The organism is Acidovorax sp. SUPP950 (genome assembly GCF_030158935.1).
GTDB lineage: Bacteria > Pseudomonadota > Gammaproteobacteria > Burkholderiales > Burkholderiaceae_C > Paracidovorax.
Map to the genome: position 1 here is coordinate 1 of NZ_BQXE01000010.1, position 14,433 is coordinate 14,433.

Genomic DNA, 14,433 nt, shown 5'->3' on the forward strand with positions numbered 1-14,433 from the left:
ACTCAAAACCAACCTTTCTTGTCAGACTCTCCGAACAACTCAGTCATCCGTCTCACCTGCCAAGCCCGCAAGTATAGACCACTTTCCTCACCCCCGTAGGAGAAAGATGACAAAAAATTGTCATCAACCCCCTCCGCCAACCTCAGCCTCCAACGCATCCACGAACAACGCGGCCACATCGCATCCTGTTTGGTCGTAGATCTCCTGGAAACAGGTGGGGCTGGTGACGTTGATTTCTGTGACGCACGTACCGATCACGTCGACGCCGGCCAGCAGCAGTCCCCGGCTCTGAAGAACAGCGCCCAGCGATTGACCGATCTCCATGTCTCTTTCCGTCAAAGGCTTGGCGACGCCCTTACCGCCCGCCGCCAGGTTGCCCCGGACCTCCGTGCCCTGGGGAATGCGCGCCAAGCAATAAGGAACAGGCTTGCCCCCGATGATGAGAATGCGTTTGTCGCCGTCGACGATCTCCGGCAGGAATTTCTGCACCATCACGCTCTGCGAGCCCTCCTTATTGAGGGTTTCGATGATGCTTCCCAGGTTCAGGCCATCCTCCTTCACGCGGAAGATGCCCATGCCCCCCATGCCGTCGAGCGGCTTGAGGATGATGTCCCGGTGTTCCGCATGGAAGCGGCGGATGTCTTCAGCATCTCGCGTTACCAGCGTGGGGCCGATGAACTCCGGAAACTCCATGATCGCCAGCTTCTCCGGATGGTCGCGCAGCGCCCGGGGCTTGTTGAACACGCGTGCGCCCTCCCTTTCGGCCTGCTCCAGCAGGTGGGTCGCGTAGAAATACTCACTGTCGAAAGGAGGGTCCTTGCGCATGAGCACGCAACCGAAGCCCGCCAACGGCACTTCGCGGTGGCCCTGAACGGTAAACCACGCCTCGGGCTGCCCGGTGAGCACGATGTCCTGCACCCGCGCCATCACCTGCCCGCCGCGCTGCCACGCGATTTGCGAGGGCTGGCACACGGAAATCGCATGGCCGCGCCGCTGGGCCTCGCGCATCATGGCAAAGGTGGTGTCCTTGTAGATCTTGAAATGTTCGAGCGGATCGGCGATGAAGAGGATGTTCATGGTCTGCGAAAGGAAGGGATCGGCTATGCGCCCGGTGCGCGCTTGCGGCCGTACTGTTGCACAAATAGCGCGAGGCTGCCGGCCGCCACGCCCCAGAAGGCCGAACCGATGCCCGCAATGGCCACACCGCTCAGCGTGACGAGGAAGGTGATGACCGCCGCCTCCCGATGCGAATCCTCCTTGAGCGCCGACGCCAGGCCGGTGCCGATGGTGCCGAGCAGCGCCAGCCCCCCGATGGTGCTGACCAGCTCCTTCGGGAACGCGCTGAGCAACCCGGTGATGACCGCGCCGAAGATGCCGATCACGATGTACAGGAACCCGCAGGTGACGGCCGCGGTATAGCGGCGGGTGCGATCTTCATGCGCTTCGGGGCCCATGCACAGGGCGGCGGTGATCGCGCTGAAGTTGAGCGCGAAGGCCCCGAAGGGCGCGAGCACGAGCGTGGCCAGGCCGGTCAGGGTGACCAAGCGCGAAACGGGCAACCGGTAGCCGGTCGCGCGCATGACCGCCACGCCCGGCAGGTTCTGCGACGCCATGGTGACCACGAAGAGCGGCAGCGCCAGGCTGATCAGCGCCGGCAGGCTGAACTGCGGCGCCATGAACACGGGCGCGGCCAGCTCGAAGTGGACGGCGGACCAGGCCATCTGCCCGCTGCCGGCCGAAAAAGCCACGGCCACCGCGAGCGTCGCGACCACCGCATAGCGCGGCAGCAGCCGGCGCAGCACCAGATAGCAGACCAGCATGAGCAGCACCAGCGGCAGGGCGGTGTTGGCCGAGGAAAAGGCCTGCATGCCGAACCGGGCAAGCACGCCGGCCAGCAGCGCCGAGGCGATTTCCATGGGAATGCGGCCCATGATGCGCTCGAACCAGCCAGTGGCACCGGCCAGCGCGATCAGCACCGCGCAGGCCATGAAGGCACCGACCGCCTCCCCCATGCTGAACCCGCCCGCGAGCCCCGCGGTGGCCAGGACGGCCGCGCCCGGCGTGGACCAGGCCACCATGACGGGCTGGCGCAGCAGCAGCGACGGCACCAGCGAACACAGTCCCATCCCCAGGCCCAGGGCCCACATCCAGGAGGTGATCTGCGCCGGCGTGGCCTGGAACGCCTGCGCCGCCTGGAACACGATGGCCACCGAACTGGTGAAGCCCACCAGGACGGAAACGAAGCCCGCGGTGGCGGTCGAAAGGCTCAGGTCTTTGAAGAAGGACATGGGCCGCGATTCTGTCACCGGCCGCCGGCCCGACCTCGATCTGGTCGAATTGCTATTAACTTAATAGCATTAAGGGCAATCAAACCGCCGGCATGCGGCAGAAAAGCCCATGAATTCTCAAATCTCGATCTTGGAGCCCAGCTCCACCACCGCATTGCCCGGCAGGTTCAGGAAGCCGGCGGCGCCGCTCGCGTTGTGGTGCATCTGCGCGAAGAGCTTCTCGCGCCACGGTGCCATGCCACTGCCGATCGTGGGGATGACGACATCGCGCGACAGGAAGTAGCTGGTGGTCATGGGTTCCAGCTCGCAGCCGCGCCCGCGCATCAGCGCCAGGGCGCCAGGCAGGTCGGGATCGTTCTTGAAGCCGTAGTGCACGATCACCTGCCAGCAGTCGCCGCCCAGGGGTTCGACCTGCAGCCGCCGGTCCAGCCCGATCCAGGGGACCTCGTGGCTGCGCACGGTCACGAACAGGTTCTGCTCGTGCAGCACCTTGTTGTGCTTGAGGTTGTGCAGCAGCGCATTGGGCACCGAGCCCGTCTCGGCCGTCAGGAAGACGGCGGTGCCGTCCACCCGGGTGGGCGGGCTGACGAAGACGGCGGTAAGGAAGTCGCGCAGGTCCAGGGAGTCGTCGCGCAGCTTTTCGTTGAGCAGCTCGCGCCCGCGCTTCCAGGTCATCATCAGGGTAAAGACGATGCCGCCGATCAGCAGCGGGAACCAACCGCCCTGGAACAGCTTGAGCAGGTTGGAGCTGAAGAAGGCCAGGTCCACCACGAAGAACGAGCCCGTGGCCGCGACGCACAGGGCGAGCGGGTACTTCCAGCCGTACCGGATCACGAAGAAGGTGAGCACGGTGGTGATGAGCATGTCCAGCGTGACCGCGATGCCGTAGGCCGCCGCCAGGTTGCTGCTGGAGCGGAACATGACCACCGCCAGCACGATGGCAACGAACAGCATCCAGTTGACGAACGGGATGTAGATCTGGCCCGTGTCCCGCACGCTGGTGTGCAGGATGTTCAGGCGCGGCAGGTAGCCGAGCTGGATGACCTGCTTGGTCACGCTGAAGGCGCCGGTGATGAGCGCCTGCGAGGCGATGACGGTCGCCATGGTGGCCATGATGACCAGCGGGATCAGCGCCCAGTCGGGGGCCATCATGTAGAACGGGTTCTTCACCGCCTCGGGCTCGGCCAGCAGCAGCGCGCCCTGACCAAAGTAGTTGATGGTGAGCGCCGGCATCGCCACGCTGAACCAGGCCAGGCGGATGGGTTTCTTCCCGAAGTGGCCCAGGTCGGCGTAGAGCGCCTCGGCGCCGGTCACGCACAGCACCACCGCGCCCAGCACGATGAAACTGGTGCCCGGGTTGTTCCAGATGAAGCCCAGCGCATGGTGCGGGCTCAGGGCGCCCAAGATTTCGGGGTGGCCGATGATGTGCGGAATGCCCAGGGCGGCCAGGCTCAGGAACCACACCAGGGTGATGGGCCCGAAGTAGCGCCCGATGCCGCCGGTGCCGCGTTTTTGCACCGCGAACAGGCAAAACAGCACGACAAGGGTAAGCGGGATGACGGCCTTGCCGAAGTGCGGCGACACCACTTCGAGCCCCTCGACCGCTGACAGCACCGAGATGGCCGGGGTGATGACCCCGTCGCCATAGAAGAGCGAGGTGCCGAAGATGCCGATGCACAGCAGCACGCTGCGCAGCCGGGGCTTGTCCTTCACCGCCTGGGAGGCCAGCGCCAGCATGGCGATGAGCCCGCCTTCCCCGTTGTTGTCGGCCCGCAGGACCAGCACCACGTATTTGAGCGAGACGATGGTGGTCAGCGTCCAGAAGAAGATGGACAGGATGCCGTAGACGTTCTGGGGCGTGAAGGCCACGTGTCCCGAGCCGAACACCTCCTTGACCGCATACAGCACGCTGGTGCCGATATCGCCATACACGACGCCGATGGCGCCCAGGGTGAGCGCCGCGAGCGAGGACTTGGAACTTTGCACAGACTGGCCCGCTGGCACCGGGGCCAACCGGGATTCCGATATTGGGGGACCGCTATTGTGGCGCGGCTCGCCCCCGATGGTTCGGCCCCCGCCCGGCTGTTGCAATGCAGCAACTGAGGCGGCCACGGCCGCCCCCTCCCCTGCCCGAGCGTGGCCGCGGGGCCGTCAGTCGTAGATCTCGGCCTCGGGGTTGGTGGCTTCCAGCTCGTAGCTGGCGGCGAGCATCGCCAGGCGCGCCACCACGCCATACATATAGAAGCGGTTGGGCGCGCTGGCGCCGGGGCGGGCGCCGGGCTGGGGCAGGTGCGTGCTGTGCTCGAAGGCCAGGGGCACGAAGCTCGCGCCGGGGGCGTTGAGGTTCTCGTCCACGCCGCGCTCGGCATGCATGCGGTAAAAGCCCCCGACCACGTAGCGGTCCATCATGTAGACGACCGGCTCGGCCACGGCCTCGTGCACCCGCTCCTGGGTGAGCACGCCTTCCTGGATGATCACGTCGCTCACCGCCTGCCCGTCCTTGATGACGGCCATCTTGTTCCGGGTCTTGCGGTTGAGCGCGTCCAGGTCCTTGGCGTCGCGCACGGTCATGATGCCCATGCCGTAGGTGCCGTTGTCGGCCTTGACGAAGACGAAGGGCTTTTCGTTGATGCCGTATTCCTTGTACTTGCGGCGCACCTTGCCCAGCTGCGCATCGACGGCCGCGCGCAGCCCCTCCATGCCCGTGCCTTCGTTGAAGTCGACGCCTTCGCAGCGGCTGAACAGCGGGTTGATGAGCCACGGGTCGATGCCCAGCAGCTTGCCGAAGCGCTTGGACACTTCCTCGTAGCTCTGGAAATGGCGGCTCTTGCGGCGCACGCTCCAGCCGGCGTGCAGCGGCGGCAGCAGGTACTGCTCGTGGATGTCCTCCAGGATGCCCGGGGGGCCGGCCGAGAGGTCGTTGTTGAGCAAGATGGTGCAGGGGTCGAAGTTCTTGAGCCCCAGGCGCCCCTTGGTGCGGACCACGGGCTCGAGCGTGACGGAATCGCCGTTGGGCAGGGTCACCGTGGTGGGCTTCTTGATCTCGGGGCTGATGGAGCCCACGCGCACGTTGAGCCCCGCCATGTTGAAGATGCGCTGCAGCTGGATCACGTTCGCCAGGTAGAACGTGTTGCGGCTGTGGTTCTCCGGCACGATGAGCAGGTTGCGGGCCTCGGGGCAGATCTTCTCGATGGCCGCCATGGCCGCCTGCACGGCCAGGGGCAGCATGTCGGTGGTCAGGTTGTTCCAGCCGCCGGGAAACAGGTTGGTGTCCACCGGAGCGAGCTTGAAGCCGGCATTGCGGATGTCCACCGACGTATAGAACGGGGGCGTGTGCTCCATCCACTCCAGGCGGAACCACCGCTCGATCGCGGGCATGGAATCGAGAATGCGCTGTTCGAGCTCGTTGATCGGTCCCGTGAGGGCGGTGATGAGATGCGGAACCATGAAAAGCCCTCGGAAGACGAAAGACGCGTTGAATTGTAGGGATATGGGGACGCGCCCCGGCTTCGCAACCCCGGCCGCCGGCTTTCGCCAGCGGTGCGCCGCCCTAGCCCGCCCGGGCCGCCCCCGGCTACCGCCGCCAGAACGCCGGGGTGAGCAGCACCATGAAGCTCAGGATCTCCAGCCGCCCGAGCAGCATGGCCAGGGTGCAGACCCAGAGCTGGAACTCGGTGAGCACCGCGTAGGTGGCCGACGGCCCGAGCAGCCCCAGGCCCGGCCCCGTGCAGTTGACGCTGGCCAGCACGGCGGAGAACGCGCTCACCAGGTCCAGGTCGGTCAACAGCAGCACCATGCTCAGCACCGTGACCGTGGCGCCGTAGACCAGCATGAACGCCAGCACCGAGAAGATCATGCGGTGGTCCACCACCGCGCGGCCCAGGCGCACGGGCTGCACGGCGCGGGGGTGGGCCAGGCGCGTCATCTCGCGGCGGGCCTGCTTCAGCAGGATCAGCATGCGCACCATCTTGATGCCGCCGCCGGTCGATCCCGCGCTGGTGGCCACGCCCGACAGCATGAGCATGAAGATCGGCGCGAACACCGGCCAGGCCAGGTAGTCGGTGGTGGCAAAGCCCGTCGTCGTGGCGACCGACACCACATGGAAGAACCCGTGCCGCAGCGCCGCCAGCGGCGCATAGACGTCCTTGGCCCACAGCAGCAGCGCGACGAACAAACCGCCGCCCAGCAGCGTGAGCACGGTGGCGCGCATCTCGGGGTCGCACCACAGGCTGCGCCAGTGGCCCTTGCGCAGCGCGACGAAATACAGCGCGAAGTTGCAGCTGGCCACCACCATGAACACCACCGCGATGGATTCGAGCAACGGCGACTGGAAATGGCCGAAGCTGCTGTCGTGCGACGACAGCCCGCCCAGGCTCACCGTGGTGAACATGTGCATGACGGCATCGGCCGGCGGCATGCCGCCCAGCCAGTAGGCCAGCGCACACGCCAGCGAAAAGAGCACGTACACGCCCCACAGCCCCTTGGCGGTTTCGGTCATGCGCGGGGTGAGCTTGGTGTCCTTGACCGGGCCGGCGGCCTCGGCCTTGAAGAGCTGGCTGGCGCCCACGCCCAGCAGCGGCAGCACAGCCACCGCCAGGATCAGGATGCCCATGCCGCCCAGCCACTGCATGAAGGTGCGCCACACGTTGATCGACAGCGGCAGCGCATCCAGCCCCGTCAGCACGGTGCCGCCCGTGGTGGTCAGGCCCGAGACGGCCTCGAAGTACGCATGCGTGAACGATATCGGCCGGCCGATCTGGTGCATGGCCAGCAGCAGCGGCAGCGCGGCGAAGAGCGGCAGCACCACCCACACGAGCGCGACGAGGATGATGCCGTGGCGCGGCTGCAGTTCGCGCGCCTGGTGGCGCAGACCCGCCCACAGCCCGCCGCCGCACAGCAGCGTGGCCGCCAGGGCGCCGGCGTATTGCGGCCACAGGCCGTCGCCCGTCCACCAGGAGGCCGCCAGCGGCACGCCGAAAGCCAGCGAGAACAGGGCGAGCAGCGCGCCCAGCACGCGCAGAACGGGAAGAAGGTCCGCCATGGTGTCGGTGTGGAAGGAAACGAAGAGGGTCGGGGGCGCAGGCTCAGAAGAACGTCGCGCCCAGGCGGAAGGCCTTTTCCACATCGCGCACCAGCCGCTTGTTCGGCAGGAAGAACACCACGTGGTCCCCGCTTTCGATCACCGTGTGGCTGCGCGGGATGATGACCTGGGGTTCGGCGAAGGCGTCCGGGCCATCGCCATCGGCCGGCGCCGCATCCGCCCCCGGCTCCGCGCCGGACAGCCCCCGCACGATCAGCCCCATGTGCACCTCGGGCGGCAGGTGCAGGTCGCCGACCTTGCGGCCCACCACGCGCGAGCTCTTGCGGTCGCCGCGCGCCACGATCTCCAGCGCCTCGGCCACGCCCCGGCGCAGGCTGTGCACGGCCTGCACGTCGCCACGGCGCACGTAGGCCAGCAACTCGCCCAGCATGGCCTGCGCGGGCGACAGCGCGATGTCGATCTGCGTGCCGTGCATCAGGTCGGCGTAGGAGCGCCGGTTGATCAGCGCCAGCACGCGGCTCGCGCCCATGCGCTTGGCCAGCAGGCAGGCCATGATGTTGTCCTCGTCGTCGTCGGTGAGCGCGAGGAACAGGTCCACCTCCTCGACGTTCTCGTCGCCCAGCAGGTCTTCGTCCGTGGCATCGCCCTGCAGCACCAGCACCTCGGAGGGCAGCGTGGAGGCCAGCTCGACGCAGCGGTCCGGATCGCCCTCGATCACCTTGATGTGAAAGCGCCCCCGCTGCGCCAGCTGCCGCGCCAGGCGCAGGCCCACGCGGCCGCCGCCGGCGATCATGATGCGGCGCACCGCCCGCGCGGGCTGGCCGTCGCGCTGGTGCATGGCGGCCAGCACCTGGGGGATGTGCTCGCGCGCGGACAGCACGAAGACCTCGTCGCCCGCCGCGATGCGCGTGTCGCCGTCGCAGGCGATGAAGCGGTCGGGCTCTTCGGGAAAGCGGCGGTAGATGGCCACCATGCGCATGGCCACGTCCGGGATGCCGGCCCGCATGTCGGCGATGCGCACGCCCGCCACGGTCGCGCCGGCCCGCACGCGCACCGACACCAGGCAGGCCCGGCCGCCGGCGAATTCGCGCACCTGCAGCGCCTCGGGGTACTCCACCAGCTTGCCGATGTAGCGCGTCAGCGATTCCTCGGGGCAGATGATGCGGTCCACCGCGAAGCCGTCCTTGCCCAGCAGCAGCGCGGCCTGCTCGCGGTCGTGCTCGAAGCCGGAGGAGCGCACCCGCGCGATGCGCGTGGGCACGTTGAAGAGCAGCTGGGCGACCTTGCAGCACACGAGGTTGGTCTCGTCCTGCGCGGCGCAGGCGATCAGCAGGTCGGTGTCGCGCGCGCCGGCCTCGGCCAGCACCTCGGGGTCGATGCCGTTGCCCACCACGCCGCGCAGGTCGAAGCGCGATTCCAGATCGCGCAGGCGCTGGGCGTCCGTGTCGATGACGGTGATGTCGTTCTGCTCGGACACGAGGCTGTCGGCCACGCTACAGCCGACGCGGCCCGCGCCGAGGATGATGATTTTCATGTCAGTGTTTTGGGCTGGACCGGACCGCAGGCTCGATGGGGACCGTCAGCCGCGCACTTCGCCTTCGCCCAGCACCACGTACTTGAGCGAGGTCAGGCCCTCGATGCCCACCGGGCCGCGGGCATGGAACTTGTCGGTGCTGATGCCGATCTCGGCGCCCAGCCCGTACTCGAAGCCGTCGGCGAACCGGGTGCTGGCGTTGACCATCACGCTGGCCGAATCCACCTCGCGCAGGAAGCGCTGGGCGTGGCCGTGGTGGGTGGTGAGGATGGCGTCGGTGTGGTGGCTGGAGTAGCGGTTGATGTGGGCGATGGCCTCGTCCAGGCCGTCCACCACCTTCACGCTGATGATCGGGGCGAGGTATTCCTCGCTCCAGTCCTGCTCGGTGGCAGGCACCAGCTTCGCGCCCGGCACGCCGGCCAGCAGGGCGAGCGATTCGGGGCAGCCGCGCATCTCCACGCCCTTGGCGGCATAGACCGCGCCGATCTGCGGCAAAAAGGCGGCCGCCGCGCCGCGCGCCACCAGCAGGCTCTCGCTGGCGTTGCACGGGCTGTACTTGTTCGTCTTGGCGTTGTCGGCCACCTTCACCGCCATGGCGATGTCGCAGGGGTCGTCCACATAGGTGTGGCAGTTGCCGTCCAGGTGCTTGATGACCGGCACCTTGGCGTCGCGGCTGATGCGCTCGATCAGGCCCTTGCCGCCGCGCGGGATGATGACGTCCACGTACTCGGGCATGGCGATCAGGTGGCCCACGGCCTCGCGGTCGGTGGTCTGCACCAGCTGCACCGCGTCCTCGGGCAGGCCGGCCTCGGCCAGGGCCTGCTGCACCAGGGCCGCCAGGGCCTTGTTGGAGTCGATGGCCTCGGAGCCGCCGCGCAGGATGCAGGCGTTGCCGCTCTTGATGCTGAGGCTGGCGGCCTCGATGGTCACGTTGGGGCGGCTCTCGTAGATCATGCCGAACACGCCGATGGGCACGCGCATCTGGCCGACACGGATGCCGCTGGGCTGCTGGCGCATGCCGGTGATCTCGCCGATCACGTCGCCCATGGCGGCGAGCTGCTCGCAGCCGAGCGCGCAGGTTTCCAGCACCTTGGGGGTGAGCTTCAGGCGGTCGACCATGGGCTCGGCCAGGCCGGCGGCGCGGGCGCGCTCCAGGTCGCGGGCGTTGCTTTCCTGCAGCGGGGCGGTCTGCTCGCGCAGCAGGCGGGCCAGGGCGAGCAGGGCCCGGCTCTTGACCGCCGAGGGCGCCCGCGCCATCTGCGCGGAAGCCGCTTTTGCCTGGATGCCGAGGCCATGGGTGTATTCGGCGATGTGGAGCGCGTTCATGGGCGTGATTTTGACGCAGTTGCCGCGGCCGCGGAAACGCAGGGCTGTCGCGCCGCTCACCCTCGAGAGCGAAATCACTACCAAATTGATAGCACGATGCCCTAGTACTGATTGCACTGGAGCCCGGTTCGACCCCGAACCCTTTCCGGGACCGCTGCCGTCACCCCAGTCCGGCGGGCGTGTCCAGATCGCGCAGCACGCCAGGGTCGTCCACCGCGCAGCGCTGCGCGGCCGCCCAGTCGAGCGCACGGCGCACGCCGTCGTCGCCCGACAGTCCCTCCAGCCGGGGATACAGCACTGCCGGGATCAGCCGCGGATTGCCGGGCTGGCCGCCGAACACCGGCAGCACGGGCTGCCCCGGCTGGCGCTGCCAGGCCGCGATGAGCGCGCGCACGGTGGCCGCCCGCACGTCCCCCATGTCGGCCAGCGCGACCACGATGGCCGGCGCGCCGCGCACCAGCGGCAGGGCGGCCGACAGCGAGGCCGCCAGCCCATCGCCGCGCCGGAACGACCACGCCACCTCGACCTGCAGGCGGCGGCACCGCATCAGCCCCCAGGCATCGCCCGGCGGCAGCACGGCGACGACGCGCGGGCACACGGCCTGCAGCGGCGCGAGCGCGGCCTCCATCAGCGAATCATGGCCGGGCCAGGGCACGCGGCGCTTGTCGCTGCCGAAGCGCCGCGCGTGGCCGGCCGCCAGCAGCACGCCGACCACGCCGTGGGCCGGCGCCGTGGGCAGGGCTTCGTCGCAGGCGGTGTCCATGGCGCGGCCTACACCGCGAGGTACGCGCGGCGCACGTCCTCGTTGCGCGACAGCGCCTCGATCGGGCCCTCGTAGCGGATCTGGCCCTTTTCCAGCACATAGGCCCGGTCGGACACCATCTCGGCAAAGCGCACGTTCTGCTCGGACAGCAGGATGCTCGCGCCCCGGGCCTTGAGCTGCAGGATCGTCTGCGCCATCTGCTCGACGATCACGGGCGCCACCCCTTCGGAGGGCTCGTCCAGCAGCACCAGGTACGGGTTGCCCATGAGCGTGCGCGCCACGGTGAGCATCTGCTGCTCGCCGCCGCTCATCTGCCCGCCGGGCCGGTCCTGCATGGCGCCCAGGTTGGGAAAGAGCCGGTACAGCGCGGCGGGCGTCCAGGACGGCGCCTCGCTGCCGTCGGGCCAGTGCCGGGGCGGCTGGCGGCCGACCTCCAGGTTCTCGGTGACCGTGAGGTCGGCGAACACGCGCCGGTCCTCGGGCACGAAGCCCAGGCCCATCCGCGCGATCTCGTAGGGCGCCAGCCCCGCGATCGGGCGGCCGAGAAAATCCACCCGCCCCTGCCGCCGCGCGAGCAGCCCCATGATGGCCTTGAAGGTGGTGGACTTGCCCGCGCCATTGCGGCCCATCAGCGCCACGACCTCGCCGCGGCGCACCTGCAGCGACACGTCGAACAGGATGTGCGCCGCGCCATACCAGGCGTTCAGGCCGGAGACCTCCAGCAGCAGCGGCGGTGGCGTCGGCGCGGGGGCCGTCATGCCGCGCCCTCCGGCACCGCTTCCCGGTGCCCGCTCTTTTCCCCGAAGGTCGTGCCGGCGCCCAGGTACACCGCCTGCACCCCGGGGTGGTTGCGGATCGCGTGGGCATCGCCCTCGGCGATGAGCCGGCCCTGCGCCAGCACGATGATGCGGTCGGCATGGGCGAACACCACGTCCATGCTGTGCTCGGTGAACAGCACCGCCATGCGGCGCTCGGCCACGAGCCGCCGGGTGAGCGCCATGAGGTCGCTGCGCTCCTGCGGCGCCATGCCGGCCGTGGGCTCGTCCATCAGCAGCAGTTGCGGATCGTTGGCCAGCGCCAGGGCCAGCTCCACGCGCTTGACGTCGCCGTAGGCCAGTTCGCTGCACGGGCGGCCGGCCTGCGCGTCCATGCCGACCTGGGCCAGGAGCGCCATCGCCTCGGCGCGGTAGTGCGAGGCAGCAGGCCGCCAGAGCGCGAACACGCGCCGGTGGTGCGACAGCAGCGCCATCTGCACGTTCTCGACCACGGTGAGCGAGGCGAACGTGGCCGCGATCTGGAAGGTGCGGCCCACGCCCAGGCGCGCGATGGCGCGGGGGGGCAGGCCCAGCAGCTCGCGCCCCTGCAGCTGCACCGAGCCGGCCGTGGCCTTCGTCTGCCCGCCCACCATGTCGAAGGTGGTGGACTTGCCCGCCCCGTTGGGTCCGATGAGCGCGAGCAATTCCCCCGCCGCCAGGTCGAAGCCGATGCCATCGACGGCCTGCACGCCGCCATAGGATTTGCGCAGCCCGCGCACCTGGAGCAGCGTCATGGCGACGGCCCTTCGGGGATGGCGGGCGCCGCCGCCGGTCGTTCGGCCCGGCGCTGCGCGATCTGCTGCGCGAAGCCCGCGATGCCCTGCGGGAAGGCCAGCACCAGCAGCAGGATCACCCCGCCGAACAGAGCGCGCCAATACTCCGTGGCCCGCAGGATGGCGTCCTGCAGCACGCTGAACGCCGCCGCGCCGACGATGGGGCCCAGCAGGGTTTGCAGGCCGCCCAGCAGCACCATGACCAGCCCGTTCACCGACTGGCCCACGGCCACCGCCTCGGGCGAAATGCTGCCTTTGGAGAACGCGAACAAGCTGCCCGCCAGGCCGGCGAACCCGCCCGCGATCACGAAGGCCATCCACTGCACGCGCCGCACGTCGATGCCCACCGCCTCGGCCCGCAGCGCCGAGTCGCGCCCCGCGCGCAGCGCGTAGCCGAACGGCGCGAACAGCACGCGCCGCAGCGCGAACACCGACAGCCCCACCAGCGCCAGCGTGAGGTAGTAGTAGGCCGCGCCGCCCAGCCACGGCGCGGGCCACACGCCGATCAGGCCGTTGGAGCCGCCGGTGACGGCATCCCACTGGAACACCACCGACCACACGATCTGCGAGAACGCGAGGGTCAGCATGGCCAGATACACGCCCGACAGGCGCACGCAGAACCAGCCGAAGACCAACGCACCGCCCCCGGCCACCAGCGGCGCGAGCGCCATGGCCAGCGGCATGGGCATGCTGAAGGCCTTGAGCAGCACCGCCGCGCCGTAGGCGCCCAGCCCGTAGTAGGCCGCGTGGCCGAACGAATGCAGGCCGCCCGGGCCCATGATGAAGTGCAGGCTCACCGCGAAGAGCACGGCCACCAGCACGTCCTGCGCCAGCACCGTGGCATACGGCAGCCAGGCCGACAGCAGCGGCAGCGCGGCCAGGGCCGCCAGCACGGCCACCACCGCGGCCCGGAACAGCGGCGTGCCCGGGCGCAGCGGCGCCTCCGCCGGCGCCGAGTTGCGGCTCACGGCCTGGGGCCGCCCCATCAGCCCCCAGGGCCGGAACACCAGCACCAGGGCCATCACCAGGAACTCCACCACCAGCGTGAGCTTGGAGAACGACACCTCGACGCCGAACCACTGCACCGTGCCCAGCCCCACGCACAGCGCCTTGATCTCGGCGATCAGCAGCGCGGCCACGTAGGCGCCCGGGATCGACCCCATGCCGCCCACCACCACGATCACGAACGCCTCGCCGATGGCGCGCAGGTCCAGCGCCAGGCTGGCCGGCTCGCGCGGCAGCTGCACCGCGCCGCCCAGCCCCGCGAGCATCGCGCCCAGCGCGAACACGCCCGTGAAGAGCCACGCCTGGTTGACGCCCAGGGCGCCGAGCATTTCGCGGTCCTGCGTGGCGGCGCGCACCAGCGTGCCCCACCGGGTGCGCGTGAGCAGCAGCCACAGCAGGCCCAGCACCAGCGGGCCCAGGGCGATCAAGAACAGGTTGTAGGCCGGGTACTGCCGGCCCATCAGCTCGATCGAGCCCGCCAGGCCCGGCGCGCGCCGGCCCAGCAGTTCCTCTGGGCCCCAGAGCCACAGCACCGCGTCGCTCACCACCAGCACCAGCGCGAACGTGGCCAGCAGCTGGAACAGCTCCGGCGCGCGGTAGATGCGCCGCAGCAGCACCACCTCCACCAGCGCGCCGAAGGCGCCCACCGCCAGCGCCGCCAGCAGCAGGCCGAGCCAGTAGCCCAGCGGCCCGCCGGCCAGGCCCGCCATGCGCTCCACCAGCGAATACGCCAGGTACAGGCCCAGCATGTAGAACGAGCCGTGCGCGAAGTTGACGATGCGCGTCACCCCGAAGATCAGCGACAGGCCGGCCGCCACCAGAAACAGCGACGACGCCTCGGCCAGCCCGTTGAGCAGCTGGGTCAGGAAGCCGGAGAAATCCATCGCG

11 protein-coding genes are annotated in these 14,433 nt (G+C 69.2%); all 11 read right to left on the reverse strand.

Features of this window, described 5'->3' with window-relative positions; genetic code table 11:
• Positions 1 to 123: 123 nt before the first annotated feature.
• Positions 124 to 1,077 (reverse strand): glutathione synthase, encoded by a 954-nt coding sequence (gene gshB / locus AVME950_RS22850; RefSeq protein ID WP_284431574.1) that lies wholly within the window; start codon positions 1,075 to 1,077, stop codon positions 124 to 126.
• A gap of 23 nt (positions 1,078 to 1,100) precedes the next feature.
• The gene (locus AVME950_RS22855) at positions 1,101 to 2,288 is read right to left on the reverse strand and encodes a benzoate/H(+) symporter BenE family transporter (protein WP_284431575.1); all 1,188 of its coding nucleotides are present in this window, start codon (positions 2,286 to 2,288) and stop codon (positions 1,101 to 1,103) included.
• A 117-nt stretch (positions 2,289 to 2,405) separates the two neighbouring features.
• Positions 2,406 to 4,274, reverse strand: coding sequence for a potassium transporter Kup (locus tag AVME950_RS22860; RefSeq protein WP_284401544.1), 1,869 nt, complete (start codon positions 4,272 to 4,274; stop codon positions 2,406 to 2,408).
• Positions 4,275 to 4,439: 165 nt separating this feature from the next.
• Complete coding sequence (gene gshA / locus AVME950_RS22865; RefSeq protein WP_284431576.1) at positions 4,440 to 5,735, reverse strand: glutamate--cysteine ligase; 1,296 nt, start codon at positions 5,733 to 5,735, stop codon at positions 4,440 to 4,442.
• 127 nt (positions 5,736 to 5,862) lie between these two features.
• On the reverse strand, positions 5,863 to 7,329 hold the full coding sequence (locus tag AVME950_RS22870; RefSeq protein ID WP_272566776.1) for a TrkH family potassium uptake protein: 1,467 nt from the start codon (positions 7,327 to 7,329) through the stop codon (positions 5,863 to 5,865).
• A 43-nt stretch (positions 7,330 to 7,372) separates the two neighbouring features.
• Positions 7,373 to 8,863 (reverse strand): Trk system potassium transporter TrkA, encoded by a 1,491-nt coding sequence (gene trkA, locus AVME950_RS22875; RefSeq protein ID WP_284431577.1) that lies wholly within the window; start codon positions 8,861 to 8,863, stop codon positions 7,373 to 7,375.
• A gap of 45 nt (positions 8,864 to 8,908) precedes the next feature.
• Complete coding sequence (locus AVME950_RS22880) at positions 8,909 to 10,189, reverse strand: glutamate-5-semialdehyde dehydrogenase (RefSeq protein ID WP_284431578.1); 1,281 nt, start codon at positions 10,187 to 10,189, stop codon at positions 8,909 to 8,911.
• 160 nt (positions 10,190 to 10,349) lie between these two features.
• Entirely contained in the window at positions 10,350 to 10,952 is a 603-nt protein-coding gene (locus AVME950_RS22885) for a nucleotidyltransferase family protein (RefSeq protein WP_284431579.1), read from the reverse strand.
• 8 nt (positions 10,953 to 10,960) lie between these two features.
• Positions 10,961 to 11,710 carry an ABC transporter ATP-binding protein gene (locus AVME950_RS22890; RefSeq protein ID WP_284431580.1) on the reverse strand — a complete coding sequence of 250 codons (750 nt, stop codon included), beginning with the start codon at positions 11,708 to 11,710 and terminating at the stop codon, positions 10,961 to 10,963.
• Positions 11,707 to 12,501 carry an ABC transporter ATP-binding protein gene (locus AVME950_RS22895; protein WP_284407312.1) on the reverse strand — a complete coding sequence of 265 codons (795 nt, stop codon included), beginning with the start codon at positions 12,499 to 12,501 and terminating at the stop codon, positions 11,707 to 11,709. The genes AVME950_RS22890 and AVME950_RS22895 overlap by 4 nt, the downstream gene beginning before the upstream one ends.
• A complete protein-coding gene (locus tag AVME950_RS22900) occupies positions 12,498 to 14,429 on the reverse strand; it encodes an ABC transporter permease (RefSeq protein WP_284431581.1) in 1,932 nt (643 codons plus the stop codon). The genes AVME950_RS22895 and AVME950_RS22900 overlap by 4 nt, the downstream gene beginning before the upstream one ends.
• Positions 14,430 to 14,433: the final 4 nt, after the last annotated feature.